This window comes from Streptomyces antnestii, assembly GCF_004005495.1.
Classification (GTDB): Bacteria; Actinomycetota; Actinomycetes; order Streptomycetales; family Streptomycetaceae; genus Streptomyces; species Streptomyces antnestii.
In genome coordinates, this window is the sequence record NZ_RZYA01000008.1 from 304,707 (window position 1) to 331,430 (window position 26,724).

At 70.4% G+C, this 26,724-nt stretch carries 28 protein-coding genes and 1 pseudogene; 22 read left to right on the top strand and 7 right to left on the bottom strand.

All coding sequences use genetic code 11. The annotated features are described in order from the left end of the window. The first annotated feature begins 24 nt into the window (after positions 1-24). From EOT10_RS19575 to EOT10_RS19640, 14 genes and pseudogenes are all read left to right on the top strand, one after another. Positions 25-1,566, top strand: coding sequence for an anchored repeat ABC transporter, substrate-binding protein (locus EOT10_RS19575; protein WP_127829503.1), 1,542 nt, complete (start codon positions 25-27; stop codon positions 1,564-1,566). Continuing rightward, complete coding sequence (locus EOT10_RS19580) at positions 1,566-3,161, top strand: TIGR03773 family transporter-associated surface protein (protein ID WP_127829504.1); 1,596 nt, start codon at positions 1,566-1,568, stop codon at positions 3,159-3,161. Before EOT10_RS19575 ends, EOT10_RS19580 begins: the two co-directional genes overlap by 1 nt. After that, entirely contained in the window at positions 3,158-3,892 is a 735-nt protein-coding gene (locus tag EOT10_RS19585; protein ID WP_223281092.1) for an anchored repeat-type ABC transporter ATP-binding subunit, read from the top strand. The genes EOT10_RS19580 and EOT10_RS19585 overlap by 4 nt, the downstream gene beginning before the upstream one ends. Beyond that, positions 3,889-4,758 carry an anchored repeat-type ABC transporter permease subunit gene (locus tag EOT10_RS19590; RefSeq protein WP_127829505.1) on the top strand — a complete coding sequence of 290 codons (870 nt, stop codon included), beginning with the start codon at positions 3,889-3,891 and terminating at the stop codon, positions 4,756-4,758. Before EOT10_RS19585 ends, EOT10_RS19590 begins: the two co-directional genes overlap by 4 nt. Positions 4,759-4,885: 127 nt before the next feature. Then, complete coding sequence (locus tag EOT10_RS19595; protein WP_431313306.1) at positions 4,886-6,367, top strand: ABC transporter substrate-binding protein; 1,482 nt, start codon at positions 4,886-4,888, stop codon at positions 6,365-6,367. A gap of 10 nt (positions 6,368-6,377) precedes the next feature. Further along, positions 6,378-8,177 carry an ABC transporter permease subunit gene (locus EOT10_RS19600; protein WP_127829574.1) on the top strand — a complete coding sequence of 600 codons (1,800 nt, stop codon included), beginning with the start codon at positions 6,378-6,380 and terminating at the stop codon, positions 8,175-8,177. 187 nt (positions 8,178-8,364) lie between these two features. Next, entirely contained in the window at positions 8,365-9,906 is a 1,542-nt protein-coding gene (locus EOT10_RS19605; protein ID WP_189491792.1) for an ATP-binding cassette domain-containing protein, read from the top strand. Next, positions 9,903-10,139 (top strand): annotated as a pseudogene (locus EOT10_RS19610) (MFS transporter); the annotation flags it as partial. The gene EOT10_RS19605 and the pseudogene EOT10_RS19610, both read left to right, overlap by 4 nt. Before the next feature lie 410 nt (positions 10,140-10,549). Beyond that, entirely contained in the window at positions 10,550-11,482 is a 933-nt protein-coding gene (locus tag EOT10_RS19615; RefSeq protein ID WP_127829507.1) for a metal ABC transporter solute-binding protein, Zn/Mn family, read from the top strand. After that, positions 11,479-12,345, top strand: coding sequence for a metal ABC transporter ATP-binding protein (locus EOT10_RS19620; protein ID WP_431313304.1), 867 nt, complete (start codon positions 11,479-11,481; stop codon positions 12,343-12,345). Before EOT10_RS19615 ends, EOT10_RS19620 begins: the two co-directional genes overlap by 4 nt. Beyond that, the gene (locus tag EOT10_RS19625) at positions 12,342-13,223 is read left to right on the top strand and encodes a metal ABC transporter permease (protein WP_127829508.1); all 882 of its coding nucleotides are present in this window, start codon (positions 12,342-12,344) and stop codon (positions 13,221-13,223) included. Before EOT10_RS19620 ends, EOT10_RS19625 begins: the two co-directional genes overlap by 4 nt. Before the next feature lie 131 nt (positions 13,224-13,354). Continuing rightward, entirely contained in the window at positions 13,355-13,525 is a 171-nt protein-coding gene (rpmF, locus tag EOT10_RS19630) for a 50S ribosomal protein L32 (RefSeq protein ID WP_127829509.1), read from the top strand. Between the two features lie 6 nt (positions 13,526-13,531). Beyond that, positions 13,532-14,704, top strand: a complete 1,173-nt coding sequence (locus tag EOT10_RS19635) for a GTP-binding protein (protein ID WP_127829510.1) — start codon at positions 13,532-13,534, stop codon at positions 14,702-14,704. A 79-nt stretch (positions 14,705-14,783) separates the two neighbouring features. After that, positions 14,784-15,623: a class I SAM-dependent methyltransferase gene (locus EOT10_RS19640; RefSeq protein ID WP_223281093.1), complete on the top strand. Its 840-nt coding sequence runs from the start codon at positions 14,784-14,786 to the stop codon at positions 15,621-15,623. Between the two features lie 66 nt (positions 15,624-15,689). On the opposite strand, the gene rpsN is transcribed toward EOT10_RS19640, so the two are convergent. Beyond that, entirely contained in the window at positions 15,690-15,995 is a 306-nt protein-coding gene (rpsN, locus tag EOT10_RS19645; protein WP_127829511.1) for a 30S ribosomal protein S14, read from the bottom strand. Next, positions 15,995-16,231 (bottom strand): 50S ribosomal protein L28, encoded by a 237-nt coding sequence (gene rpmB, locus EOT10_RS19650; protein ID WP_127829512.1) that lies wholly within the window; start codon positions 16,229-16,231, stop codon positions 15,995-15,997. Before rpmB ends, rpsN begins: the two co-directional genes overlap by 1 nt. Before the next feature lie 75 nt (positions 16,232-16,306). Between rpmB and rpmG the strand changes: the two genes are divergently transcribed. From rpmG to EOT10_RS19675, 5 genes are all read left to right on the top strand, one after another. After that, positions 16,307-16,471, top strand: coding sequence for a 50S ribosomal protein L33 (rpmG, locus tag EOT10_RS19655; protein WP_030361075.1), 165 nt, complete (start codon positions 16,307-16,309; stop codon positions 16,469-16,471). Between the two features lie 3 nt (positions 16,472-16,474). Next, on the top strand, positions 16,475-16,729 hold the full coding sequence (locus EOT10_RS19660) for a type B 50S ribosomal protein L31 (RefSeq protein WP_127829513.1): 255 nt from the start codon (positions 16,475-16,477) through the stop codon (positions 16,727-16,729). Further along, positions 16,729-17,856 carry a CobW family GTP-binding protein gene (locus EOT10_RS19665; protein ID WP_189491795.1) on the top strand — a complete coding sequence of 376 codons (1,128 nt, stop codon included), beginning with the start codon at positions 16,729-16,731 and terminating at the stop codon, positions 17,854-17,856. The genes EOT10_RS19660 and EOT10_RS19665 overlap by 1 nt, the downstream gene beginning before the upstream one ends. Positions 17,857-17,861: 5 nt before the next feature. Then, the gene (gene rpsR / locus EOT10_RS19670) at positions 17,862-18,110 is read left to right on the top strand and encodes a 30S ribosomal protein S18 (RefSeq protein ID WP_127829514.1); all 249 of its coding nucleotides are present in this window, start codon (positions 17,862-17,864) and stop codon (positions 18,108-18,110) included. Between the two features lie 732 nt (positions 18,111-18,842). Then, entirely contained in the window at positions 18,843-19,331 is a 489-nt protein-coding gene (locus EOT10_RS19675; RefSeq protein ID WP_127829515.1) for a glutathione peroxidase, read from the top strand. A gap of 246 nt (positions 19,332-19,577) precedes the next feature. On the opposite strand, the gene EOT10_RS19680 is transcribed toward EOT10_RS19675, so the two are convergent. The 4 genes from EOT10_RS19680 to EOT10_RS19695 form a co-directional block, all read right to left on the bottom strand. Beyond that, a complete protein-coding gene (locus tag EOT10_RS19680; RefSeq protein WP_127829516.1) occupies positions 19,578-20,540 on the bottom strand; it encodes a VOC family protein in 963 nt (320 codons plus the stop codon). After that, positions 20,537-20,935: a carboxymuconolactone decarboxylase family protein gene (locus EOT10_RS19685; RefSeq protein ID WP_127829517.1), complete on the bottom strand. Its 399-nt coding sequence runs from the start codon at positions 20,933-20,935 to the stop codon at positions 20,537-20,539. Before EOT10_RS19685 ends, EOT10_RS19680 begins: the two co-directional genes overlap by 4 nt. Positions 20,936-20,992: 57 nt before the next feature. Further along, positions 20,993-21,772: a 2-keto-4-pentenoate hydratase gene (locus EOT10_RS19690; protein WP_127829518.1), complete on the bottom strand. Its 780-nt coding sequence runs from the start codon at positions 21,770-21,772 to the stop codon at positions 20,993-20,995. Between the two features lie 150 nt (positions 21,773-21,922). Then, positions 21,923-22,711 (bottom strand): IclR family transcriptional regulator, encoded by a 789-nt coding sequence (locus EOT10_RS19695; RefSeq protein ID WP_127829519.1) that lies wholly within the window; start codon positions 22,709-22,711, stop codon positions 21,923-21,925. 207 nt (positions 22,712-22,918) lie between these two features. Here EOT10_RS19695 and EOT10_RS19700 point away from each other — a divergent pair, with 207 nt between their 5' ends. Continuing rightward, a complete protein-coding gene (locus EOT10_RS19700) occupies positions 22,919-23,722 on the top strand; it encodes an IclR family transcriptional regulator (protein ID WP_127829520.1) in 804 nt (267 codons plus the stop codon). Positions 23,723-23,767: 45 nt separating this feature from the next. Here the strand turns inward: EOT10_RS19700 and EOT10_RS19705 are convergent, their stop codons facing one another. Beyond that, positions 23,768-24,769, bottom strand: a complete 1,002-nt coding sequence (locus EOT10_RS19705) for a sugar phosphate isomerase/epimerase family protein (protein ID WP_127829521.1) — start codon at positions 24,767-24,769, stop codon at positions 23,768-23,770. An 80-nt stretch (positions 24,770-24,849) separates the two neighbouring features. Here EOT10_RS19705 and EOT10_RS19710 point away from each other — a divergent pair, with 80 nt between their 5' ends. Both EOT10_RS19710 and EOT10_RS19715 read left to right on the top strand, forming a co-directional pair. After that, positions 24,850-26,205: an MFS transporter gene (locus tag EOT10_RS19710; RefSeq protein ID WP_127829522.1), complete on the top strand. Its 1,356-nt coding sequence runs from the start codon at positions 24,850-24,852 to the stop codon at positions 26,203-26,205. A gap of 64 nt (positions 26,206-26,269) precedes the next feature. Further along, positions 26,270-26,722 (top strand): type II 3-dehydroquinate dehydratase, encoded by a 453-nt coding sequence (locus tag EOT10_RS19715; RefSeq protein ID WP_127829523.1) that lies wholly within the window; start codon positions 26,270-26,272, stop codon positions 26,720-26,722. The last annotated feature ends 2 nt before the right edge of the window (positions 26,723-26,724 follow it).

The following is a 26,724-nucleotide window of genomic DNA, read 5'->3' on the forward strand; positions in this document are numbered from 1 at the left end:
CCTACCACAGCAAGGAGGAGGCCCATGAGGGGCCGTCCCAGACGTACCACCACCGGGCTCGCGGCGAGCGCGGTCTGCGCCCTGCTCGCCGTAGTGGCCGCAGGCTGCAGCAGCGCCCAACCCCGCGTATCCGACGCCGAGTTGACGGTGTCGACGACCACCGCAATCATCGCCGACCTGGTCCAGGAGGTGGGCGGCAACCGCGTCGACGTCTCCTCGATCGTGCCGACGCGCGGCGATCCGCACTCCTATGAGCCCAGCCCCGGCGACGCCGTCAAGGTCGCCCGCGCCGACGTCGTCTTCGGCAACGGCCTGCTGCTCGAAGAGCCCGGCATCATGAAGATGGCCCGCACCAACGCCCCCAAGTCCGCCCCGAAGATCGAGATCGCCGAGCGCCTCGAACAGTACGGCGGCAAGGCGATGAAGCTGGAGGAGGACCTGGGCCTCGACGTGCTGTGGCTCGGCTGGGCCGTCGAAGGCCAGGTCGCCGGGGACGGCACGCAGGTCCGTACGACCGTCACGAAGCTGGAAGGCCCCGGCGATCTGCGGGTCTACCTCACCGACACCCTCGGCAGCCCGCAGGTGTACGTCGACTCCGCCGACGGACTGGATGCCAAGGACTCCTTCACGCTGCCGGCCGGCGCGCACACGCACGTCAACTGGGCGTTCAGCAAGCCCGGCACGTACCGGCTGACCATCGGGGGCCGCACCGAGCCCGACGAGGGATCTGGCCGCGCGCTGGGCAGCGGGACCTTCACGTTCACCGTCGGCGACGCCACGAGACCGCCGAAGGGGGCGAGGGTCCTCGACGGCGGGCACGCCGACGTCACCCTCAATGCCGAGACCGGCAAGGTGTACGTACGGGCCGACGGCGCGAACGGTCAACGCGAAAGGCACCCGGCCGACGAAGTGGTCCTGAACGTCCCCGGCCGGGCGAAGGAGTCGGTGCCGAAGGAGAAACCGTACGCCTTCCTGGGCCGGCCCGGCGACGACGTGTGGGTGCTGCCGCAGGCGGTCATCGGCAAGCACGTCCACGGCGACCTTGACCCGCACGCCTGGGAGGACGTCGCCAACACGCAAGCGTACGTGCGCCGCATCGAGGCCGAGCTCACCAAGGCCGACCCGAAGGGCGCGACGACGTACGAGAAGAACGCGACCGCCTACCTGAAGCGGCTGGACGCGCTCGACCAGAAGGTGGCCCGCACCCTCGCCACGATCCCCAAGGCGAACCGCCAACTCATCACCACACACGACGCGTTCGGCTATCTCGCCGAGGCGTACGGCATGGAGGTGGCCGGCTTCGTCGTGCCCGTGCCCAACCGCGAGCCGAGCGCCGCCGAAGTGGAGAAGCTCGGCGCCACCATCCGCGACAAGAAGGTCCCCGCGGTGTTCGTGGAACCGAACCTCGCCGCACGCGCCGACGTGCTCAAGCGGGTCGCGAAGGACCAGGGGGTGCGGGTCTGCACGATCTACGGCGACTCGTTCGGCGGGGACGTCGACAGCTACGAATCGATGATGCGGCACAACGCGCGCGAACTCGCGAAGTGCCTGGGAGGACAAGCCTGATGAAGAGCCCGGCACAGACGAACGGCGCCCGTACCGGCAGAACGGCCCTGAGCGCGGCGACGGCGGTGACCCTCGCCGCAACACTGGCGACGGGGGTGAGCGGTCCGGCCTCGGCGGACGAGCCCCTGCCTGAACAGCATCCCCTCGGCCAGATCACGTACACGGATGGGAAGTTGGTGCTTGACGCGGACCGCACGGCGTCGGAGCGGGTGATCGAGATACCCGACGGCCGCGCCGCCGACGCCCCCGTGCCGGGGTGGGACACGACCGGTGTGCCCGAGGGCTCGGTGGATCAGGACACGGTCCGCTGGTCGCTGACCGACCTCGAAGGACCCGGCGACCTGCGGGTGTACGAGGACGCTGAGGCGCCTGAGAGCACACCGGTCTTCGACAGTACGGACGGGCTGCCCGACGCCCACGCGCTTCCGACGGGCCAACAGGGCGCCACCCACTGGACGTTCAGCGCCGACGGCACATACACGGCGACGCTCACGGCACGAGCCACCACCCTGGACGGGCGACGGCTCTCGGCCGACACGCACTACACCGTGCTGGTGGGCGACGAGGCGGTCGAGGACGCGCGGGAGACCCCCGAACTCGAGGTCGAGGCCCCGACGCCACAGCCCTCGGAGCCCTCGCAGCCCGCCGCCCGCCCCCTTGTCACGGCCGCCGCGTCGCCCTTCACCCGCACCAACAAGGCACCCACCAAGGCACCCACCAAGGTGACCGCGAAGACGGCCGCCGACAGCGATGTCGCCACGGACAAGAAGGTCCTCGACGAGGGCCACATCGACTTCGCGGCGCGTGTCATCGGCCGCAGGCTGCAGATCCACGTCAAGGACGGCACGATCTCCGGTAGGACCACGTGGCGAGAACCGTCGTCCGTGGTGCTGCATGTCAAGTCGGCGGCGCGCAAGACCCTGCCGTCCGGCGAGGACTTCGCCTTCCTCGGCAAGGCTGGCGACCCGGTGTGGCTGCTCGACCAGGTCCAGCAGGAGGGCCTGTTGTGGCCGGGCTGGTCGACGGACAACATCGCGGCGGGGGCGGCCAAGGGCGGCGTGAAGTTCTCACTCACGGCCGTCAAGGGGCCGGGTGCGTACGCGCTGTACACCTACGACGCGATGTCGGGCGCCGACGTGCTGTTCAACAGCAAGGACGGCGTGCCCGACTCCTTCGACGTCGCCGCCAACACCCACGCGCACGGCGGCTGGGCCTTCAGCAAGGAGGGCACCTACCGGCTGACCTTCAAGATGAGCGGCAAGCTCGCCGACGGCACGGCCGTCAGCGACACCGAGACCGTGGCGTTCGTGGTCGGCGACGAGGATCCGTCGAAGGTGACGCCGGGCGGGGAGGGCACCGCGAAGGACGGCGCCTCCACGGACAGGCACAACAGCAACGGCGACAGCTCCACCCCCGGGGGGAGTTCGTCCCGAGCCGATGGCTCACAGGGCGCGAAGGGCTCCATGGCCTCGACGGGCGCGCCGCCCGCGGCGCTCCTCGGCGCCGCCGCTGCCGCGCTCGCCACACTGGGCACAGTCGCCGTGATCACCGCGCGACGACGCCGTACCCGTACGGCCGAGGGCGGCCCCGCGTGACGGCACTCCTGCACGTGGCGGACGTGAGCGTGTCGCTCGGCGGCCGACCGGCCGTCGAGGGGGCCGATCTCACCTTGAGGGACGGCGAGTTGCTAGGTCTGCTCGGCCCTAACGGCGCGGGCAAGACCACCCTGCTGCGCGCCGTGCTGGGCCTGGTCCCGCTCAGCACCGGCACGGTCACCGTCGACGGGATCCCTCCGGACCGCGCTCGTCACCTGATCGGCTACGTACCCCAACGCCACGAATTCGCCTGGGACTTCCCCATCGACATCACCGGAGCCGTCCTGTCCGGCCTGACCCGCAGGGCCGGTTTCCCGCGGCGCCCGAGCCGCGAGGAGCGGGCCGCCGCCGACGAGGCCGTAGAGCTGGCCGGCCTCGCCGACCTGCGCCGCCGCCCCGTCGGAGAACTCTCCGGCGGCCAGCGTCAACGCGTCCTCGTGGCACGGGCGTTGGCGACCCGCCCCCGGCTCCTCCTCCTGGACGAACCGTTCACCGGCGTCGACGTACCCACCCAGGAGCTGCTCACCGACCTGTTCATCCGCCTCGCCGCCGACGACAAGGCCCTGCTGATGACCACCCACGACCTGGCGGCAGCCGCCCGCACCTGCACCCGCGTCACCCTGCTCAACCGCACCGTGGTCGCCGACGGCGGACCCGAACTCCTCGCCGACCCGCAGCAGATGCTGCGCGCCTTCGGCCTGGACCGAGCCGCGCAGGAGGCGGCCGCGTGATCGACTTCCTGCTCGCACCATGGGAACTCCCCTTCATGCAGCGGGCGTTCGCCGTCGCCACCATCACGGGTCTGGTGTGCGGGGTGGTCGGCGTGTACGTCGTCCTGCGCGGCTTGGCCTTCATCGGCGAGGCCGTCTCCCACTCGGCCTTCCCCGGCGTCACCCTCGCCTATGCCTTCCAGGGCAATCTCCTGCTGGGCGGCGCGCTCGCGGGCCTGACGACGTCCCTGCTCATCGCGCTCGTCTCGCAGAACCGCCGCCTGAAGGAGGACACCGTCATCGGCGTCTTCTTCTCCTGCGCGTTCGGCCTCGGCCTCGTCCTCGCCTCGACACAGGAGGGCTGGTCGACCGACCTCTCCTCGTTCCTGTTCGGGCAGGTCCTGGCCGTCGGACCGGAGGACGTGTGGACGGCGGCCGGCTTCGGCGCCGTGCTCGTCGCCGTGGTCCTGTTGCTGAGCAGGCCGCTCGTCGCGGTCAGCCTCGACCGGGAGACGGCCCGCGCCGCCGGCCTGCCGGTACTCCGCCTCGACCTGACCTTGTACGCGGTGGTGACCGCCACGATCGTGATGTCCCTGGAGGCCGTCGGCAACATCCTCGTCCTGTCCCTGCTCATCACCCCGGCCGCCGCGGCCCGCATGCTGACCGAACGCCTGTGGACCATGACCCTGCTCGCCTCCCTTATCGGGGGCACGGGCGCCCTCGCCGGCCTCTACGTCAGTTACGCCTACGACCTCGCGGCGGGCGGCTGCATCGTGTGCGTACTGACCCTCCTGTTCACCGCGACCTGGTGCCTGGCACCCCGGCACGGACTACCCAGCCGCCTTCGCCGACGCACGCGGCCGGCCCTGGCGAGCGAAGCAGCTTGATGAAAATGATTGTCATCTGCTAAGTTCCCTCACCTCGCAGCTTTACCGTTCCATTGCCTCCCTATTGCTTGGATGTGCCGTGCTCCCGCCTGCCCCTGCCGCCCGCCGCGCCCTCTCCCGGCGCGGCCTGCTGGCCGCCGTGTCCGCCACCGCGATCGCCATACCCGCGCTCTCCGGCTGCTTCGCGTCCTCCGCGACGTCCGACGGCGCGGGCGGGGGCGGCAAGCGCATCCGGGTCGCGATGATGCAGCCTCCTCGCTCCGGTCTCTCGCCGCTGAGCGACGACGCGTTCAAGCTCTCCCGATGGTCGACCGCCGAGACCCTCGTAAGGCTCGACGCCGAGGGTGACGCCCAGCCGATGCTGGCCACCAACTGGCGTCAGGACGGCCGCACTTGGAACTTCGATCTGCGTGAGGGCGTCACGTTCCACGACGGTACGAAGCTCACGGCGGCGGACGTCGTACGATCCCTGCGGCGCGCCGCGCACGCCTCACCCAAGCCGCGGATCCTCGACGGCGTGGAGATGGACGTCGCCGCCAACGGCACCCACACCGTACGGGTCACCACGGCCGACGTGGACCCGCTCGTTCCCCAGCGGCTGTCCTCGCCACAGCTGTCGATCCTGGCCGCGAAGGCGTACGGCAAGAAGACGGTGAACCCCGTGGGCACCGGGACCGGGCCGTTCACGCTGACCAGGTCCGGCGGCACGAGCTTCGCCACCCTCGACCGGTACGACCACTACTGGGGCGGCAGGGCGAAGGCGGCCGGGATCGACGTGAAGTATGTCCCCGACGGCACCGCGCGCGCCGCCGCGCTGCGCAGCGGCGAGGCCGACATCGTCGAGGCGATCCCTGTCGCCCAGGCGTCGCTCCTGGCCGAGAACCAGATCACCGAGGTGCCGATGCCGCGCACCAACACCCTTTACCTCAATACGGAGTCGGGCCCGTTCCGTAAGGCCGGATTGCGAGCCGCCGCCCGCGAGGCCATCGACGCCCGATCGATCGTGAAGGGCGTGTACGAGGGCCGCGCCGATGTCGCCGACGGGCTGCTCGGGCCCGCGCTGCCCTGGGCCGGGAAGCTGCGCTCCGAGGTCACCGGGCGGGCGAAGACCGCCGACCCGGACGGCGCGGAGATCACCATCGGCACCTTCACCGACCGGGCCGAACTCCCCGAAGCGGCCGCCGTGTTGCAACAGCAGCTGCAGAAGGCGGGCTTCAAGGTCAAGCTCGAGATCCGCGAGTACGCCAACATCGAGGCCGACGCCCTGGAAGGAAAGTTCGACGCCTTCATCCTGTCGCGCGCCACGATTCTCGACTCCGGCGACCCGGCCGCGTACCTGTACAGCGACTTCGCCTCCGACGGTTCGTTCAACATCGCGCAGCTCGCCGACGCGGGGGTGGATGCCGCCCTGGACAAGGCCGGCGAGATGCCGGCCGGAGACAAGCGGCGCCGCGGAATCATCGCCGCCGAAGCCGCTGTCCTGAAGACCGGCGCCGCGATTCCCATGCTGCACGAGCGCGTGATCCAGGGCGACGCGACGAACGTCGCCGGCTCGGTGAAGGACCCGCGGGAGCGGGAACTCATCGGCCTCGACACGTACGTGAAGTAGGCGCGTCGTGATGCGTGTACGGGGGCGCGCGGCCCTGGGAGCGGCCCTGTGCAGTCGCACTGCCGCGCTTGTGCTGGTGGTCGCCTGCGTCGGCCTGCTGCCGTGGCTCTCGGGCAGGGATCCGGCACTGAGCGTGCTGCGGGCGCGCTCCGCCGAGCAGGAGCCGACGCCCGAGGCGCTCACCGCGGTCCGGGACGACCTCGGGCTGGGCATCGGTCCCCTGGCCCAACTCGGCCACTGGCTGGGCGGGTTGTCGCAAGGCGATCTCGGTACGTCCTGGGTGTCGGGTGCGGAGGTCGGGCCGGGTGTGCTGGCGGCGCTCACCGTGTCGCTGGCCCTGATGGCCGTCTCGCTGGGCGTGGCGCTGCTGCTCGCGGCCGGGCTGTGCGTGCGGACCGTGGTGCGCGGGGCTCGCGGGACGCCGGCCGGGCGGACGAGTACGGGGGCCGGGGCGGCGATGCTCGCCTCGGTGCCCGAATTCCTGCTCGCCACCGTGGGGTTGCTGCTGATCGGGGTCTGGCTCGGGTGGCTGCCCACGTCCGGGTGGAGCGGCCCCGTGGACATGGTGCTGCCCGCGCTCGCCATGGGCGTTCCGGCGGGCGGGCTGCTCGGGCGGCTGGTCGCGGACGCCCTGCCCGGCGCGTACGGGGAACGGTGGGCCGAGCTGTGGCGGGCCTCGGGGGTCTCCTCGTGGCGGATCGCGCAGGCCGGGCTGCGGCGGGCGGTTCCGGCCGTAGTGTCCCAGTTCGGTCTCGTTGCCGTGGGGTTGACCGGGGGCGCCGTCGCGGTCGAGACCGTCTTCGCGATTCCCGGGATCGGGCGCACCGCCCTCGGGGCGGCGAAGTCACAGGACGTGCCTCTGCTTCAGGGATGCGTCCTGGCGCTGCTCGCGCTGGGACTCGCGGCCGGAGTCCTGGCTCACCTTGCCCGTCTGCGCCTGCTGGGCCCCGGCCTGCGGGATGCCCAACTCGCCCTGCCTGCACCGCAGTCGGCGACTGTCACTCGGTCGCGCGTCGCCGTCCCCGTGCTGCTCGGAGTTGCGCTGCTTGCCGTCACCGTCGCGGGACTGCTGCGCGACCCGTACACAGTGGAGACCGCGGCGCGGCTCGCCCCTCCCTCGCTCGCTCATCCCCTGGGCACGGACGGTCTCGGCCGGGACGTGCTCGCCCGGCTCGGGCACGGCGCCGCGTCCACGGTGGGCACGGCCGCCGCCGTCACCGCGGTGAGCGCACTCGCCGGACTCGCTCTCGGATTCCTGCCGGTATTCTCGGCGGGCCTCGCGGATGTCGCCAACGCGCTACCCCCGGTGATCGTCGGGCTGCTCGTCGCCGTCGTCACGGGCCCCGGCGCCTCGGGCGCGGCCCTCGCGGTCACCCTCACCGCCTGGCCGCCCTTGGCGGCGCACGCCGCGACGTTGGTGGGCGAGGTGCGAGCGTCCCGGTTCCTGGTCGCGCAGCAAGCGCTCGGTTCGACGCACAGCCGGATCCTGACCCGGCACGTGCTGCCCGCCGTCGCCGGACCCGTGGCCCGGCACGCGGTGCTGCGCCTGCCCGGCGTCGCGCTCGCCCTCGCCGCGCTCGGTTTCCTCGGCCTCGGCGCGCAGGCGCCCGCGCCGGAGTGGGGCCTGCTGCTCGACGAGTCCCGCTCCTACTTGGAACGGGCCCCGTGGGCGGCGCTCGCTCCCGCCGTCGCGCTGGCCGCGCTGGCGGGTCTCGCGGTCTCCGTCTCGTCCCTCTCATGGGGCGGTACCCCGGCCCGCAAGCGGCGCACTCCGCTCCCCTCGGAGCCGGTGTCGGCGCACGGATCCTGAGACCGCCGGCCGGCGCCGCCCGACGGCGTCGCGCCACCCGGCCGCCCCAGGGAGGGTGCCGCGGCCCCGCTCGCCGTCCCCGGTCGCGCACCCTCCCCCGCGCCCATGCCCCGCACGAAGAAGGGACCCGTCCGTGTCACCCGAGTCGCCGCCCGAGCTCCCCGAACCACTGCTCTCGGTAAGGGGCTTGACGATCACTGCGCCCGGGAGCCGCACCCCGCCCGTGAGGGACGTGTGCCTGGACATCGGAGTCGGCGAGACACATGCGCTCGTCGGCGAGTCCGGAGCGGGCAAGACCCTGACGGCGCGGGCCGTGCTCGGGATGCTGCCGTACGGAGCGGAGCTGAGCGGCACCGTGCGGTTCGCCGGGCGGGACATCGAGCCCGGCGGGCAGCGGCGGCTGTGGGGGCACGCGATCGGATACGTGCCGCAGGACGCTTTGTCGGTCCTCTCCCCCGTGCACCCCGTGGGCGATCAACTGACCGCATCCTTGCGGTCGTTGGGCAGCCTCAGCAGGAGGCAGGCGCGAGCCTGCGCCGTCGCCGCCCTCGACCGCGTCGGCATCCCGGACGCCCCGCGACGCGCCCGCGCGTATCCGCACGAGTTCTCCGGCGGCATGCGTCAGCGCGCCGTCATCGCCCTGGCAACCCTGCACCGCCCCCGGCTGCTCGTCGCCGACGAGCCCACCACCGCTCTCGACCCCCTCGTCCAGGACCAGATCCTCCACCTGCTCGCCGAGCAACGGGCCGCGTCCGAAGCAGCTCTCCTGCTGATCACGCACGACCTGCCGCTCGTCAGTCGGTGGGCGGACCGGATCACCGTGCTGCACGGCGGAGCGGTACAGGAGACCGGACCGGTGCCCCGGGTCCTGACCGAGCCGAAGGCGGCGTACACCCGCAGGCTCCTCGACGCGACCCGACACGGACACCGCCCTCCGCCAGAGGGAACCGACGAACCTCTGCTGTCTGTACGTGACTTGACGGTCAGCTACCCGGGGCGACGCCGCGGCGAGGCCCCTGTGACAGCGGTCGACAAGGTCTCCTTCGACGTGGCACGCGGCGAGACCCTCGCCCTGATCGGCGCCTCCGGCTCCGGCAAGTCCTCCACCGCCGAGGCCGTCCTGCGGCTGCGCCCCGCCACCTCCGGATCGGTCCGCTTCGCCGGACGGGACCTCCTCGAACTCGACGACACGCAGATGCGGGCGCTTCGGCCGCACATCCAGCCGGTGTTCCAGGATCCGTACGGATCACTCAGCCCGCGCCAACGCATTCGCGACGCGATCGCGGAACCCCTGCGCGTACAAGGGCGTTGGAACGACACGAACGGTCCGGACCGGGTCGACGAACTGCTCCGCCAAGTCGGCCTCGACCCCGCCCTCGGCACCCGCCGCCCCCATGAACTCTCCGGCGGCCAGTGCCAGCGCATCGGCATCGCACGAGCGCTCGCCTCCGAGCCCGAGGTGCTGATCCTCGACGAACCGGTCTCCGGGCTCGATCCGACCGTGCGGGCCGGCGTTCTCGACCTGCTGGAGTCACTGCAGCGGAAGCTGGGGCTCGGCTACCTGTTCATCTGCCACGACATGGACGTGGTGACCTCATTCGCCCACCGGGTCGCCGTCCTCAAGGACGGGAAGATCGTGGAGACCCTGCCGGCGGAGGCACTGGCGGCACCCGGGGAATGCCACCCGTACACCCGTGCACTCCTCACTGCGGCATGCGAGTTCGCATGACCTCGACCATCAGACGCACACGCCCCGGTGCCGCCCTGCGCAACTACCGGGCGCCGCCCGCACTGCCCAGGCTCCTGGTGGCTTCGCAGTACACCTTCAACATCGGTTTCTTCGCCGTACTCCCCTACCTGGCCGATCACCTCGCCGGATTGGGGCTCGCCGGGTGGCTGGTCGGGCTCGTCCTTGGGCTGCGTACGTTCAGCCAGCAGGGGATGTTCGTGGTGGGCGGGGCCGACGCGTTCCGGTGGGCCTGCCTGCGTGGGGCCGCGGTGTTCCTCGGCGTACTCGTCGCGCACGCACGACTGATGCCGGGCCGCCCGGCGAGCGCGCCAGCCGGCGTCACCCGACTCCGCGACCGCTGGGGAACGTTGCTCCACGCACCCGCCTTCCTCACGCTCACCGCCGCCTACAGCTGCCGCTGGTGGTCTGCGGGCAGGTGCGCATGTCCCGGTCAACAGAGGTGAGTCGCCGGGGTTCCGCGACTGCCGACCAGCCGCCATCGTCGCGTCAACACTTGGCAATGATTTCCATCTACCCTCACTCTCGCGTCGTAACGACAATCATTTTCATCTAGCCTGGTGCCCGCCCGCCTCGGCACCGGACTCTCGGTCCCCGAGGACAGCCCCCTTCCCCTGGAGGACCCATGCCCACGCCACCTTCTGCCCTGCGCCTGACCCTGATAGCCGGCGCCGGTATCACCCTCCTCGCAGGCTGCGGCGCATCGTCGGATGCCAAGAACGAGCCGAGTACGTCACACGGCTCCTCCCACAAGATCGCGGTGACCGCCTCCACGAACGTGTACGGCGACATCGCGCACCAGATAGGCGGCGACCAGGTCGAGGTCACCTCGGTCATCAACGACCCCTCCCAGGACCCGCACTCCTACGAGGCCAACACCCAGAACCAGTTGACCCTGTCCAAGGCGAAGGTCGTCATCGAGAACGGCGGCGGCTACGACGACTTCATCGACCGCATGCTGGGGAGCGGCAACAACTCCTCCGCCCAGCTGATCAACGCGGTCAAGGTCTCCGGCCGCACCGCCCCGGGCAGCGAGCTCAACGAGCACGTCTGGTACGACTTCCCCTCCGTCGCCAAGATCGCCGACCGGATCGCCGCCGCCCTGGGCAAGGCCGACCCCGCACACGCCGCGACCTTCACCAAGAACGCCGCCACCTTCAAGGGCAAGCTCGCCGGCCTTGAGGCGAAGGAAGCGGACATCAAGAAGAAGCACGACGGCGAGGCCATCGGCATCACCGAACCCGTGCCGCTGTACCTGACCGGGGCGAGCGGCCTGGTGAACAAGACGCCCAAGGAGTTCAGCGAGGCCGTCGAGGAGGGCCACGACGTCTCCCCCAAGGTCCTGCAGGAGACCCTGGCGCTGTACAGCGGCAAGCAGGTCAAGGCCCTGGTCTACAACGCGCAGACCTCGGGGCCGCAGTCCGAGAAGGTCGTGAACGCCGCCAAGAACGCGCACATCCCCGTCGTCCCGGTCACCGAGACCCTGCCCAAGGGCAAGGACTACCTGGGCTGGATGACCTCCAACGTGGACGCGCTCGCGAGCGCGCTGGACAAGTGAGACAGCAGACCGCGACCTTGGCGCCCCGGGCCCGCCGGGGCGGAGCCGGGACCGCATTGATCGGCCTGCGCGGCGCAGCCCTGTCCTACGGGGCGCACACGGTGTGGCAGGACCTCCAACTCGACGTACATCCGGGCGAGTTCGTGGCAGTGCTCGGGCCGAACGGCTCGGGCAAGAGCAGCCTGGTGCGAGCCCTGCTGGGCCGACAGCCGCTCTCCGCCGGAACCCTGACCGTCCTCGGCCGCACCCCGCGCGAGGCCGCCCGGCACATCGGCTACGTCCCACAGCAGGCGGAGGTATCCGCACAGGCGCTGCTGCGCGCCCGCGACCTGGTCCGCTTCGGCATCGACGGGCACCGCTTCGGACCCCGGCTACGCTCGGGAGCCGCCCGCCGCCGGGTGGACGAGATCCTGGAGGCAGTCGGCGCCTCCGCCTACGCCGACGTCCCCCTCGGCATGCTGTCCGGCGGCGAACGTCAACGCGTGCGCATCGGCCAGGCGCTGGCCACCGACCCGCGCATCCTGCTCTGCGACGAGCCCCTGGTCTCCCTCGACCTGCACCACCAGCGGGCGGTCACCGAACTGATCGACGCCCGCCGCCGCTCCCACGACACGGCGGTGGTCTTCGTCACCCACGAGATCAACCCCGTCCTCGACCTCGTCGACCGCGTCCTGTACCTGGCCCCGGGCGGCCACCGCGTCGGCACTCCGGACGAGGTGCTCACCTCCGAGTCGCTGTCCCGGCTGTATGGCACCCAGGTCGACGTCGTCCGCGTACGCGGACGCATCGTGGTCGTCGGCGTACCCGACGAACCGGCGACCCCACCCCACCACGCCCCCGACCAGGAAGGAGCACGCCCTTGATCCTCGCCGACGGGATCTGGCACCAGGTCTTCGCCTTCGACCACTACGGCGAACTCCTCGCTCTGGTCCGCAACTCGCTCATCGCCGGCGCCGCGCTCGGCCTGGTCGGCGGCCTGGCCGGGGTCTTCGTCATCCTGCGCGACCTGCCCTTCGCGGTGCACGGCATCAGTGAACTCTCCTTCGCCGGCGCCTCGGCCGCCCTGCTGCTCGGGACGAACATCGTGGCGGGCTCGATCGTGGGCTCGCTCCTCGCGGCGGGCGCGATCGGCGCCCTGGGCACGCGGGCCCGCGACCGCAACTCCGCCATCGGCATCCTCATGCCGTTCGGCCTGGGCCTCGGCGTCCTCTTCCTCGCCCTCTACAAGGGGCGCGCGGCGAACAAGTTCGGCCTGCTCACCGGCCAGATCGTCGCCGTCGACACCCCGCAGACGGCGTGGCTGCTCGGCACGTCCGCCCTGGTGCTCGCCGCTCTGGTGGTGCTGTGGCGACCGTTGACCTTCGCCAGCGCCGACCCGGACGTCGCCGCGGCCCGGGGCGTGCCGGTACGCGGTCTCTCGTTCGCCTTCATGATCGTGCTCGGGCTCGCGGTGGCCCTGTCGGTACAGGTCGTCGGCGCGCTGCTGGTCCTCACGCTCGTCGTCACCCCCGCCGCGGCCGCCGGCCGCGTCACCGCCTCACCAGTCCTGCTGCCGTTGCTCAGCGTGGTGTTCGCGGTTGCCTCGATCGAGGGCGGCATCCTGCTGGCGCTCGGCAGCTCCGTCCCGATCAGCCCGTACGTGACGACCATCTCGTTCGGCATCTACGCGATCTGCCGCCTCGCCGGCACCTTCCGCGCCCGGCACTGGGGAGCCAGAACAGTGACTGCGCAACCCGCCTGAAGCCGAGCAGGGCGATCCCTCATGCGATCCCTCATGCGATCCCTCACGCAAGCGACTTGGTAATGGGATCCATTTTCATATAGCCTTTTCCCCGACACTCCCCGTCCCCACCACCGATACAGGAGCCCCTGATGGCCGTCCCCAAGCGGAAGATGTCCCGCAGCAACACCCGCCACCGCCGCGCCCAGTGGAAGGCGACCACGCCCCGGCTCGCCCCGATCACCGTCGACGGCGTCTCCTACCTGGTCCCCCAGCGGCTCGTGAAGGCGTACGAGCGCGGGCTGCTGCACCCCGAGGGCTGACCGCGAATGTCCCTCGACCGCCTGCCCGTCACCGTCCTGTCCGGCTTCCTCGGCGCGGGCAAGACGACCCTTCTCAACCACGTCCTCAGCAACCGAGAGGGCCTGCGCGTCGCGGTCATCGTCAACGACATGAGCGAGGTCAACATCGACGCCGCCCTGGTCCGCGGCGGCGACGCGGCCCTGTCGCGCACCGAGGAACGCCTGGTCGAGATGACCAACGGCTGCATCTGCTGCACCCTGCGCGACGACCTGCTCGACGAGGTCGACCGGCTGGCCCGCGAGGGCCGCTTCGACTATCTCCTCATCGAGTCGTCCGGCATCTCCGAACCCATGCCGGTGGCGGCCACGTTCGCCTTCGACCGCGACGACGGAGCCACCCTCGGCGACGTCGCCCGCCTGGACACGATGGTCACGGTCGTCGACGCGGCGAACTTCCTGCCGGAGCTGACGAGCGGCGACGAGCTCGTCGAGCGCGACCTCGCCCCGTACGAGGACGACGAGCGCACCGTCAGTGACCTGTTGATGGACCAGATCGAGTTCGCGGACGTCATCGTCGTCAACAAGCTCGACCTCGTCGACGAACACACGGCCGACCGGCTCCGGGCCACCCTCTCCCGCCTCAACCCCTCCGCCCGCATCGTCCCCGCCGTTCACGGCAAGGTGCGCACAGCCGACGTCCTCGGCACCCGCCTCTTCGATCTCGACCGCGCCCAGCAGGCGCCCGGCTGGGTCCGCGAACTCAATGGCGACCACGTCCCGGAGACGGAGGAGTACGGCATCTCCTCGACTCTCTTCCGTTCCCCGCTCCCCTTCCACCCGGGGAGGTTGTGGAGCTTCGTCACGGAGCAGCTCGACAGCGGCGCGTTCGGCCAGGTCCTGCGTTCCAAGGGGTTCTTCACACTGGCCAGCCGGCCGCACGTGACGGGCCTGTGGTCGCAGGCCGGCTCCGTCGCCCGCTTCGAGCCGTCCGCCGCCCGCGACACCGAGGGCATCGAAGCCCAGGAACTGGTCTTCATCGGAACGGACTTGAACCGGGACGCCCTGCATGCGGCCCTGGGTTCCTGTCTCATGGCGCCGGGTGAGAGCCCCTCCCCCGTCGACCCGTTCCCCGCCTGGGACACCTACGGCATCGACGACACCTGCGTACACGAGCACTCCGAACCCCTGGCAACCCTCTGAAGACTCCGGGCCGGGCGGCGAACATCCGGCAGCCACGGCGCCGCCCGGCCCGGTCCGGACCCCTGCACGGGAGGCAGAGATGACAGCGGCACAGCACGGCACCGGCATACAGCTGGGCAGCGTCCAGGAAACCCTGCTCATTCCCCTCTATGGCCGCGCCGTGGACGCCCGCCGCAAGGACAGCGTCCTGGGCGACACGCGCGCCGCGGAGCTCGTCGCCTCGCTCGACTACGACTTCACGCGCTTCGACGACCTGCCCAGCCTCACCGGCGCGGTCCTGCGCACCGCCCTGTTCGACCACTGGGTCAGCGGCTTCCTCACCGCCCACCCGGCCGGAACCCTCGTGGAACTCGGCGCCGGGCTCAACACCCGCTACGAGCGCCTCGACAACGGCACCGCCCACTGGTTCGACCTGGACCTGCCCGACGTCACCGCCCTGCGCCGCACCTTCGTCCCCGACACCCCGCGCCGTACGGCGATCGCCGCGTCGGTCACGGAGGCGGCCTGGCCCGACATCGTGACCGCGCGGAGTGCGGGCCCGTACTTCCTCGCCGCCGAAGCCGTCCTGCCGTTCCTCGACGAGGCGGGCGCCCGGCACGCCATCGGCCTGCTCTCCGACCGTTTCCCCGGTGCCTTGCTGGCCCTGGACACTGCCGGGCCCGCCTTCATCGCCGGCCAGGACCACCACGACGCGCTCAGCAAGGTCGATGCCCGTATGCGCTGGGCCTGCGCCGGCCCGGACCAGCTCGCCCAGTGGTTTCCCGGCATCGACGTGCTCGCCTCGCACACCCTCAGCACCCCACCCACCAAGATGTACGAGGAACTGCCCGTCGCTCACCGGCAGTTGCTGGACGGACTGGCGGCCCAGCAGCTGCCTCAGGTCGAGGAGTACCGCCTCAACCTCGTCCGCCTGCCCTGAGCGCACGCGCGTCGTCCACGCGCCTCACATCCGTGCGAGGCGCGTGGACGACTACTTCATTCGCGACTACCACGAGGACTTGCGTACTCCCGGCAGGAACCCGGCGTGCGCCTGCGCCCGCAGGTTCACCCGTGACAGACCGAAGACACCCACGTAACCCCGCGGGCGACCGTCCACGCTGTCACGGTTGCGCACCCGGGTCGCCGAGGCGTCGCGCGGCTGACGCGCCAACTCCTCGCGTGCGGCAAGGCGTTCGGCCTCGCTCGACGAGGGACGGCGGATGATCTCCTTCAGCTCCGCACGGCGGGACGCATACCGCGCGACCACCACACGGCGCCGCTCATTCGCAGCGATCTTGCTCTTCTTCGCCATCAGACCTTCACCCCACGCGCCCGGATGCGGGCCACGGCGGCCTCGACGCCGATGGAGTCGATGGTCTTGATCGCTGAGGCGCTGAGCGTGAGGCGGACATGGCGGCCCTCGCTGGGCAGCCAGTAGCGCTTGCGCTGGATGTTCGGGTCGAAGCGGCGCGAAGTGCGCCGGTGGGAGTGGGAGATGTTCTTGCCGAAGCCGGGTTCACGCCCGGTCAGCATGCAGTGCGCGGACAAGGTGACGTGCCTCTCTGTGAATGCGCCGAACCCCCATCTTGAAGATGGGAATCATTTTCATATAGCGTAGCGCACATGGCACGCAACGAACTACGCCCCGTCATCAAACTCCGCTCCACCGCGGGAACCGGCTACACGTACGTGACCCGCAAGAACCGCCGCAACGACCCGGACCGGCTGACCTTGCGCAAGTACGACCCGGTGGCCGGTCGGCACGTCGACTTCCGAGAGGAACGCTGAGCGATGAAGCAGGGCATCCATCCCTCCTACGGCCCTGTCGTCTTCCGCGACCGCGCCGCGAACCACGCCTTCCTCACCCGATCGACTGCCACCAGCGACAAGACGATCGAGTGGGAGGACGGACACACCTACCCCGTGGTCGACGTCGAGATCTCCAGCGCGAGCCACCCCTTCTACACAGGCACCGCCCGCGTCCTGGACACCGCCGGCCGCGTGGAGCGCTTCGAGCGGCGCTACGGCCGACCCGGAGCACGCTGATGGGCCTGCGCATCGCGCTCGTCGCGGGCCTGCACTCCGAGGCCCGCCGCGCCACCGTGGAACAACTCCTCGCCACCACACCCGACAGCGTCGCCCTCCATCACGACCTCTCCACTGCCGTGCAGGGCACGGTTATTCGCACCCTGCGCGACATCACCGGCGTGCTCAGCTCCGGCGAGACGCCACTGGTCAACGGCTGTGCCTGCTGTGCCCTGCGCGAGGACCTGCTCCCCGACCTTGAGCGCCTGGCCGACGCGGGCCTGACCCGCCTCGCGATCGTGGAGCTGTGGGACTCCGTCGAACCCAAGGCCATGGCCGAAGTCGTTGCGGGCGGTGGATTCGACGTCAGCGGCGTCATCACCGCCGTCGACCCGGCCCTGCTGCTGCCCTGCCTGGGAAACGGTGACGACCTGGCCGACGCCGGACTCGCCGCAGCCCCGGCCGACCAGCGCACGATCGCCGACACCTTCGCGCGCCAGCTGGAGTACGCCTCCGTCCTCGCCATCGCCGACAACCCTGAGGCCGACGACGAAGACCGGGCCCTGCTCACTCAGCTGCACCCCACGGCCCGCCAAGTGCGCCTGGCCGATGGCAGCTTGACGGAGGCGGCTCTCTCCGGATTCGACGTCGAAGCAGCAGCCGCCGCCCAGCACCCGGCCTGCGCGCTGCTGCCCCAGGAGGCGGACGAGGCCGGCGTGACCACATACGTGTGGCACGCGCACCGCCCCTTCCACCCGCAGCGTCTCTACGCCGCCCTGGAAGACCTCGCCTGCGCCGCCGCCCGCAGCCGCGGCCGCTTCTGGCTCGCCGACCGGCCCGACTCCCTGCTCGCCTGGGACGCCGCGGGCGGCGCCCTGTGCGTGGAGAGCGCAGGGCCCTGGCTCGCCTCACTGCCCGACGCCGCCTGGGACCTCGTCCCACCTGTACGCCGGGCCGCCGCCGCACTCGACTGGCACCCCGAACACGGCGACCGCTGCCAGCACCTGGTCTTCACCTCACCAGGGCTCGACCGCGACGGACTCCGGCACACCCTGGACTCCTGCCTGTTGAACGACCACGAGTACGCGGCAGGACGCGCCACCTGGAAACACCTGCACTCCGCTTTCGACACCCTCCTGGAGGTCTGACTCCCATGTCCCCCCGCCGCGACACCACCCGCAGCAAGCACCTCAAGCCCCGCCCCAACCCCCTGGACCAGGCAGGCATCACCTACATCGACTACAAGGACACCGATCTGCTACGGAAGTTCATCTCGGATCGCGGCAAGATCCGAAGCCGACGTGTGACCCGCGTGAGCGCCCAGCAACAACGCCGGCTGGCCCACGCCATCAAGAACGCCCGCGAGATGGCCCTACTGCCCTACACGACCGGCAGCAAGTAGCACCCCAGGCCACACCCCGCACCAAGGCATCACGGGCAAGCGCTCGTCGACGCTTCCGTGACCGATCTCGACGTCCGGCTTCTGACAGGAACGGCCTTCGTATGAGCAAGAGGCAGCGCCTCGGAAAGCAGCCGGCACTCGAAGGATTCACGGTCGTGCTCTGCCATGCGGAGCACGGCTGCGGCCTGGCCGACGACGCTGTCGTCGACCCTCTTCGCACTGCGGTGAGGGGGTCCACCTACGGCCTGTTGATCCGCGGGGGCTGCCTGGCACGGACCCTGCACTGCCCGCACCACGCGGGAAACCGGGTACCACGGCCGGGAATACGCCTTGTCGTTCAGCCCTGCACAAGGGATCGCAGGCCCCTCGGCAGCGTCGTGGCCTTCGGCCCGCTCACTGAACCGTCGCAGACCGAAGAGCTGGCCGACTGGCTGCTCACGGGTCTACGCCAGGGCCGCCGGCCACCGAAACATCTGCTGGCGGTACGACTGCCAGACCACTCCCCCTTCGGGATCACGTCACACCCCGGGTCGTGACGGCGCCCCTCGCCGCCCGCTGATCGGGAACCCCTCACAGCAGGACCGGATAGCCGGGCCGAAGAGGCGGCGACGCCGCCTGCTGCGCCCCGCCGACGTCAACCTCCTCGGCCTGATGGCCGGAGCGGGCGGCACCACTGGCGACCCACCGGGTGCGGTGAGCCGGGGAATCCGGGCGACGCTTAGCATCTCCGACATGTCCATCTACGAAGTCCGGATCGACGCTCTCCAAGGCGGCCCCGCGAACCTCTCCCAGTACCGCGGCAAGGCGCTCCTCGTCGTCAACGTCGCCTCCAAGTGCGGCCTCACCCGGCAGTACACCGAGCTGGAGCAGCTCCAGAAGAAGTACGCGGCACGGGGATTCACCGTCCTCGGCGTCCCCTGCAACCAGTTCGCGGAGGAGGAGCCCGGAACCCCCGAGGAGATCGCCGAGTTCTGCTCGTCCACGTACGGCGTCACCTTCCCGCTGACCAAGAAGGTCGAGGTGAACGGCCCCCGGCGGCACCCCCTGTACGCGAAGCTCGTACGCACCGCGGACCTCGACGGGTACAAGGGCGACATCCGCTGGAACTTCGAGAAGTTCCTCATCACCCCCGACGGCACCGTCGCCGCCCGCTTCTCCCCCCAGACCACCCCGGACTCCTACGAAGTCGTAGAGGCACTGGAGGAAATCCTTCCCGCCTGAGGCGACCTGCCAGCGCCGACGCATGGCCGCCGTGGGGCTGCCAGCTTGTCACCCGGCGCCGCTTCCCGCTCGGTGCTCGCAGTGTCAGTGCGTGCGCAGTGCCGCGCGGCGGCCGCGACACACACGGCGGTGTCCTCCACGGTGGAGGCCTGCAGCACGATGTAGGCCTTGGTCAGGACGCCGCCCGGCGCGCCGCTGCTCAAGGCAGCGTGCCCGCCAGGCTCATGGCCGGTGTCTTCCTGCCCGTCAATCGAGCACTGGCGTGGCGTGTGCGTGGAAGCTGGGCGGGACGTCCAGGCCCCAGGCCGTGGAACGGCCGCCGGCCTCGGTGGTCCAGCGGACCGCCTCCCAGTCCGGGGCGTAGATGTGGATGCCGCCGGAGAACACCTCGATACGGTTGCCGCCCGGCTCGATGACGTAGAGGAAGAACCCCTGGGTGCGCGAATGCTTGGCCGGGCCGAACTCGATCGGCCGGCCGAGCTGGCTGAAGGTGTCGGCAGCCCGCAGGACGTCCTCGCGGTTCTCCACGGCGTACGCCAGGTGGTGCAGCCGGCCCGAGGTCGGTGCGCTCTCCCGGGTGATCGCGAGATCGTGGGCCTTGTTCATCAGGCTCATCCACGCGCCCACCTCGCCCTGTCCCGGCGGGACCAGGTACTCGCGCAGCTTGAACCCGAGTGCGCGGGCCATCACATCCCGGGTTTCCGGGACGTCCGGCGCCAGGATGTTGAGGTGGTCGATGCGCTGGGCGCCGACTCCTCGGTGGATCTCCGCCTGCGGCTGGTTGGGGAGATAGGGACGCTTCTCACCCGTCGGCCGGTACTTCTCGCTCTCGTAGTAGATCTCCATGAGCTGTCCGCTCGGCGCACGGAACCGGAAGGCCTTGCCGTGCCCGACATCTCCGTCGATCCAGTCGCCGTCGAGACCTGCCTCGCGCAGTGCCGCGACGCGGCGGTCGAGTGCCTGCGCACTGACGGCACGCCAGCCGACGTGCCCAAGACCGGCCCGGGCCGCGGGCGTGAGTTTGAGCGTGGTCAGTTCGGTGTCGCCCCATCCGCGCAAGTAGGCGCTGCCGCCTTCCTCAGCGACCAGGTCGAGGCCGTACACGTCCACGAAGAAGCGCAGGCTGTCCTCGTACACCGGGGTGAGCAGCTCGGCGTGTCCGAGTTGGGCGAGGTCGTAGACGGGTTCCTCCGAGTGAGTCGTGCTCATCGGGCCTTCGCCTCCAGCTCGTCGATGGCTTCCAGAAGAGCAGGGCCGCGGTTGGCCGCGGACATGCCCGTGAACAGGTAAGCGAGATCGATGACGGCCTGGAGCTGCTCGTCGGTGGCGCCGGCGCGGCGTGCGGCAACGCCGTGCAGCGCGGCGGCATCGCTGAGCTTGCTGTGCAGAATTCCCGTCAGGACGAGCTGGACCGTGCGCTGGTCGAGGCAGTCGGGGTACATGACGAGGTTGCGCAGCCGCTCCTGGGCCAGCAGAACCTCTTCGCGGTCGGGGCCCTCGGCCGCGGCACGGGCGAACCTGGCCTTCACCCGCGGTGGTACGAAGCCGACCAGTTCCTCGTAGGACGCGAGGAACTCCTCTGGTGTGCTCGGCCGGTCAGACATGGTGTGCTGTCCTCTTTCTTTTCGCTTTACGGTTCCTGGAAGCGGCGTCGGTGAGGTTCAGATTCCGGTGAGGGACACCGAGCCGAGATGGCCGAAGGAGGCGGTCACCGTGGAGCCCTGGGTGAGGAACACCGCGTCCGTCAGTCCGCCGGTGAGCACCAGGCTCCCCTTTTTGATGCGGTGGCCGCGCTCGCCCAGCGCGTTGGCGGCGAGGGCGAGTGCCTCGCCGGGGTGTCCCTGTACGGCGGCACCGGTGGCCTTCGCGACCGGCTCGTCGTCGACTGCCAGCGTGCACGGCTCGGCGACGAGGTCGATCGAGTCCGGTGGGACCACCACGTCGCCCAGCACGTAGGCCGCGGCGGACGCGTTGTCGGCGACGACATCCGGGAGGGCGAAGCTGAAGTCGGTGAAGCGTGAGTCGATCACCTCCAGGCCGGCCCGGACGGACTTGACCGCGCTCATCGCCGACTCGAGCGTGACCCCCGGTCCTGCCAGGTCCTCGCCCATCTCGAAGACGATTTCCGGTTCGACCCGCGGATGAATCAGGGAGGCGATCTCCAGCGGCGCTCCGGGGGCGAGCTGCATCCCGCGGGTCACCCATGCGGTGAGGGGAGCCGAGATGCCCATGCGGCGTTGCTTGGCCTCAGAGGTGAGGCCCAGCTTCACACCGAGGACGTGATCCGCCTGCTCCTCGACCCGGCGTCGGACGAGGCGGTCCTGCGCGGCGTAGGCGCGAGCGAGGTCGAGGTCGGGCCATTCGGTCGTGATCCGTCCCCCGGCGCGGCGCTGGGCGGCGCGGTGCGTGAGTTCATCCGCGACTCGGTCGATGTCCCACATAGTGGTGCCCTGCTTTCTTCGGATCTCTTCGGATCGCTTCGGACTTCTTCTGATTTCTTCGGCGGATGGGATCCACGATCACGGACTCCATCTCCTGGGGTCCATCGGGCTGTTCGGGTCAGCGGGACACGTGCTCACCGTCATGCCTGGTCAAGCGGTGGAGCTCAGCATCCGGCTCGCCGCGAGCGCGGCGGTGCGTACGTCGGATGCCACCCGGTTCGGTTGGAGGCGTGCGCTCCAGCCCGAGACCGAGAGCGCGGCGACCGGCCTGCGGTCCTGGTCGAGAATCGGACCGGCGACGCACGCGATTCCAGGTCCCGACTCCTCGTGCTCGAAGGCGAGTCCGTCCCGGCGTATCCGCTCCAGTTCCCGGGCCAGGGACCGGGGTGTGGTGAGCGTGCGCGGGCCGACACGGCGCAGGCCACAGGCCACGACCTCGTCGAACGTACGACGCGGTGCGAACGCCAGCATCGCCTTGCCGACCGCAGCCGCGTGGGCCGGGATCCGGCCCCCGGGACGGGACGGCATGTCCGGCACGCTGTCTCCGCGAAGGATCTCGACATAGACGGCGTCGCTGCCGTCGAGCACCGCCAGATGGACACTCAGCCGGGTCGTCGCGCGCAGGTCGGACATCAGCGGGAGGGCAACGTCGCGGAGCGCCCGGCGCGGCGGCACATGCTGTCCCAACTCGAAGATCCGGCAGCCGAGGCGCAGTGCTGTGCCCTCTCGTTCGAGCAACCCGTGCCCGACCATGTCCGCGACCAGGCGTGAAGTGGTCGACTTGGGCAGGCCGGACCGGCGGGAGAGCTCCGAGACGCCGAGGTGTCCGGTGCGGCCCGCGAAGCAGTCGAGGATCGCCGAGATACGGGCCACGGCGTTGTCGGGCACGGAGGGGTCGGCCGTGCCCCGGCGGGTTTCGGCAAGGATCGCTGCTGACATGGGAATGGGCCTTCCTCGGATGCGGACCGCGATGTCCGGCCATGACGCTAGCCCCGCCGTGCGGCCCGTCCCAGGGCATGACGGAATCTTCGCGCTCGCTGCGACGTGCGGACCTCGGGTGTCCCGGCGGCTGCAACGTCACCAGGGCGCGCGGACCGCCCAGGTCCCCGGCACCGGAGGTCCGGCGGCCATGGCAGGCTGAGCGCCATGAGCGACGCCGCCACCCGACCTCCCGCCGTCACCGGGCCACTGGACCGTGCCCTTGCCGTGCTTCGGCACATGGCCGGTGCCCACGATGCGACCGCTGTCGAGATCGCGGAGGCCGCGGGGACCAGCCGCAGCACCGCCTACCGTCTGGCCGAGCGCCTCACCGCCTGGGGTTTCCTCGCACGTGCCGACGAGCCGGGCCGATGGCTGCTCGGACCGGAGGCGCTCCGGCTCGGCCTGTCCGTACTCAGCAGGTCGCAGGTGGCCCAGGTGGCACCCGAACTGGTCCGGCACCTCATGGAACTGACCCGTGAGACCAGCGGCGTGGCCATTCCGCTGCACGACGTGATGGTCTTCGTCCACCGTGAGCTCGGGACGATGGCAAGGCCCGCGATGACCCAGGTGGGTACGGCGCGTCCGCTGCACTGCACCGCTGTCGGGAAGGCCTGGCTGTCCGGGCTACCGGGGCCCCAACTGGCCGCCAAGCTCGAAGAGTTGCGGCTACGTGCGTACACTCCGAGCACGATCACCACGGTGCCGGAGCTCGAACGCGAGCTGGCGGCGACTCGGCGCAGGGGCTGGGCGGTGGACGACGGCGAACTGAGCCCGTCGATCGGGTCATGTGCCGCCGTCGTGTTCGACCCCGAGAGGCAACCGGTCGCGGCGGTGTCGGTCTGGGGACCCCGCGAGAGGATCAGTCAGCGGATGGGGCGGATCGGCCCGCTCGTGGCCAGCACCGCCGACGCACTCACCCTGCGGCTGAGCCGGCCTGTGGAACCTGAGTACCGTCCTTCCGATGCGTAACCCGAAGCCCCGGCACCTGCACACCGATCCCGTCCTGCCCGGTGACTACCCGACAGCGGCTGTGAGGGCGTCGAACGCGGCCGATGCCGCCTCCTCGACCGGGGCGTTCTGCAGCCATGCATCGCAACTCTCCACCGCCCACGGCCCGTCGTAACCACGCTCACGGAGCGCGTGAGCGAGGGATCGCGGCCGGAGCACGCCTTCACCCGGCAGGTGACGCTCCTCCCGTGCATGGCGCATGTGGTCGGACGCCACGACCCGGCCGTCGTTGAGCTGCACCGCCGCGATGCGATCGGCCAGCAGATCGAGCGCACCGTCTTCGGCGCCGTCACCGTTGCGGAAGTGCCACGTGTCGATCATGAAGCCCACCCACGGCGAGGGACAGCGGTGCACCACCTCTCGCCAGCGTCGCGGATCGCCGAGCCCGGACCAGGCGAATCCCTCCACGGCGACACGGGTCCCGAACTCACCGAATCTGAAGCCGAGTTCACTCAGAGACCGGGATGCTCCTTCGATGTCGACCGGGCCCGGATCGAGCGTCCCGGCCGTCACATGATGGGGTGAGAACGCCTCGGCCAGCGCGAGCAGGCGGCGTATGGAGGCATGGTCCGCTTCGAGCGTCCCGCCGGTCCACCCGATCAGGAACTCGATCTCCATCAGCCGGACCCCGGACGTGTCGAGTGCCTGGCGTATGCGACGCAGGCCTTCCGCGTCGCCGTCGTCGAAGACCGGGTCGGCCGCGTGCAAGCCCACTCCGTCGAACCCGGCCGCTCCCGCCGCGGCGCAGCGAGCGGCGAAGTCATGGCGGGGACGATGCCCGAACCCCGCCCCGGTCAACGTCACATGGCTCGCTATCGTCTCCACGCCGTCGATCGGTGACGTCGAACTGTTCCCGGCCATTCGGCCCCCTCTCGCTTCGTCAGGCCATCCTCCCCGCCGGTCCGGTGCCGGCCAACGACGATGGCCCGCTGACCGGATCGGTCCCGGCAGACCCACTCCCTGATCCGGTGACCGGATCACATCCTTTGGCTCCGGCATGACCTGCATCACAGAGTCTTGGGGTCTCGCCCGATGAAGCGCAGGACCCGATCCGAGCCCGCTCGGATCCGAGCCGCAAGGAGATCCCCATGTCCAGAACCCCGGACCGGTCCGTGTCCGAAGAGCGCACCCCACGCCGTGCCGCACTCGCGGCGTTCCTCGGCAGCATGGTCGAGTACTACGACTTCTTCATCTACGGCTCCGCGTCGGCACTGGTCTTCAGCCACGTGTTCTTCCCCGACACCGACCCCGCCACCGCCACCCTCGCGTCATTGGCGACGTTCGCCGTCGCCTACATCGCCCGCCCGATAGGCGCCTTCTTCGTCGGACACTTCGGCGACCGCATCGGCCGCAAACGCGTCCTGGTCTTCTGCCTCACGCTGATGGGCATGTCCACCTTCGCCATCGGCTGCCTGCCCAGCTACGGCACCGCGGGCGTGGCCGCCCCCGTACTCCTTGTCGTGTGCAGGATCGCCCAAGGGCTGTCCGCCGCCGGGGAGCAGAGCGGTGCCAGCTCCATGACCCTCGAACACTCCCCGGAGGGGCACCGGGCCTTCTGGACCAGCTTCACGCTCGCCGGCACCCAGGCCGGCCTTGTCGTGGCCACGCTGGCGTTTCTGCCGGTCGCGGCGCTCGACGAGCAGGCCATGTACACGTGGGGCTGGCGGGTGCCGTTCTGGGCGAGTGCCATCGTGGTGGCCTGCGCGTACTGGGTACGCAGTCGACTGACGGAACCGCCCGAGTTCGCAAAACTGCAGCAGGACGAAGAGCTGGTGAAGCTGCCCGTCGTCCTGTTCGTCCGCAACTACTGGCGCGCGTTCCTGCGCATCGTCGTCTGCCACTTGTTCGCCGTCATCTCGACGGCGGTCACGGTCTTCGGACTGTCCTACGCGACGGAGACCTGGTCGGTGCCGAAGTCCCGGATACTGATCGTGATCGCTGTCGCCAACGTGGTGGCGGTGGCGGCCATCCCGATGTGGGCCCGGCTCGCCGACCGCGTCGGCCGCCGCCCGGTGTTCGCCATCGGAGCCGTCGGCTGCGCCCTCACCGTCTCCGGCTTCTTCGCGGCCATCGTGACGCAGAACATCTGGCTCATCGGCGCGGCCACGGTCCTCATGTCCGGTGTCGTCTACTCCGCCCCCAACGGCATCGCCCCGACGATGTACGCGGAGATGTTCGACGCCCGGGTCCGCTATACCGGCATGGCCGTGTCGACCCAGTTCGCCAACCTTGCTCTCGGGTTCACCCCCACCATCGCCGCAGCCCTGATGGGCACCGGCACCACAGGATGGGTGCCGCTCGCCGCCCTCATCGCCTGCCTGTGCCTGCTCTCGGCGGTGGCTGCCTTCGCGGGGCGCGAGACCGCCCACATCCCACTGGAATCGCTCGGCAACCCCGAGAGCGCGCGGACATCCGACGCACAGACCGCGCCGCTCCCCGGCTGAGCGGTTCCACCGACCCCTCGTGCAGGCATGCGTGACCACTGACCCTCGACAGGAGACTTCCCACATGACAGAGCCGCACCGGCGCATTGTGGTCCTCAACGGCCCCAACCTGAATCTCCTCGGTACGCGCGAACCCGAGCTGTACGGCACGGAGTCCCTCGCCGACGTGGAGAAGCTGGTACGCGCCCGGGCCGACGAGGTCGGCTATCAGGTCGACTTCTTCCAGACCAACCACGAGGGTGCCTTGATCGACCGGCTCCACGACGAGCGGGGCCGGACCGATGGGGTCGTCATCAACCCCGGCGGCCTCACTCATGTGGCCGTCGCACTTCGTGATGCCTTCCTCGGAACCCAGACCCGGCTCGCCGAGGTCCATGTCAGCAATGTGCACAAGCGGGAGCCCTTCCGCCATCACTCCTACTTCTCGGACATCGCGGAAGCTGTCTTCATCGGCGCCGGAATACACGGCTACGCACATGGCTTTGACGCCCTGCGCAGGGCGGCTGAAAAGGGATGACC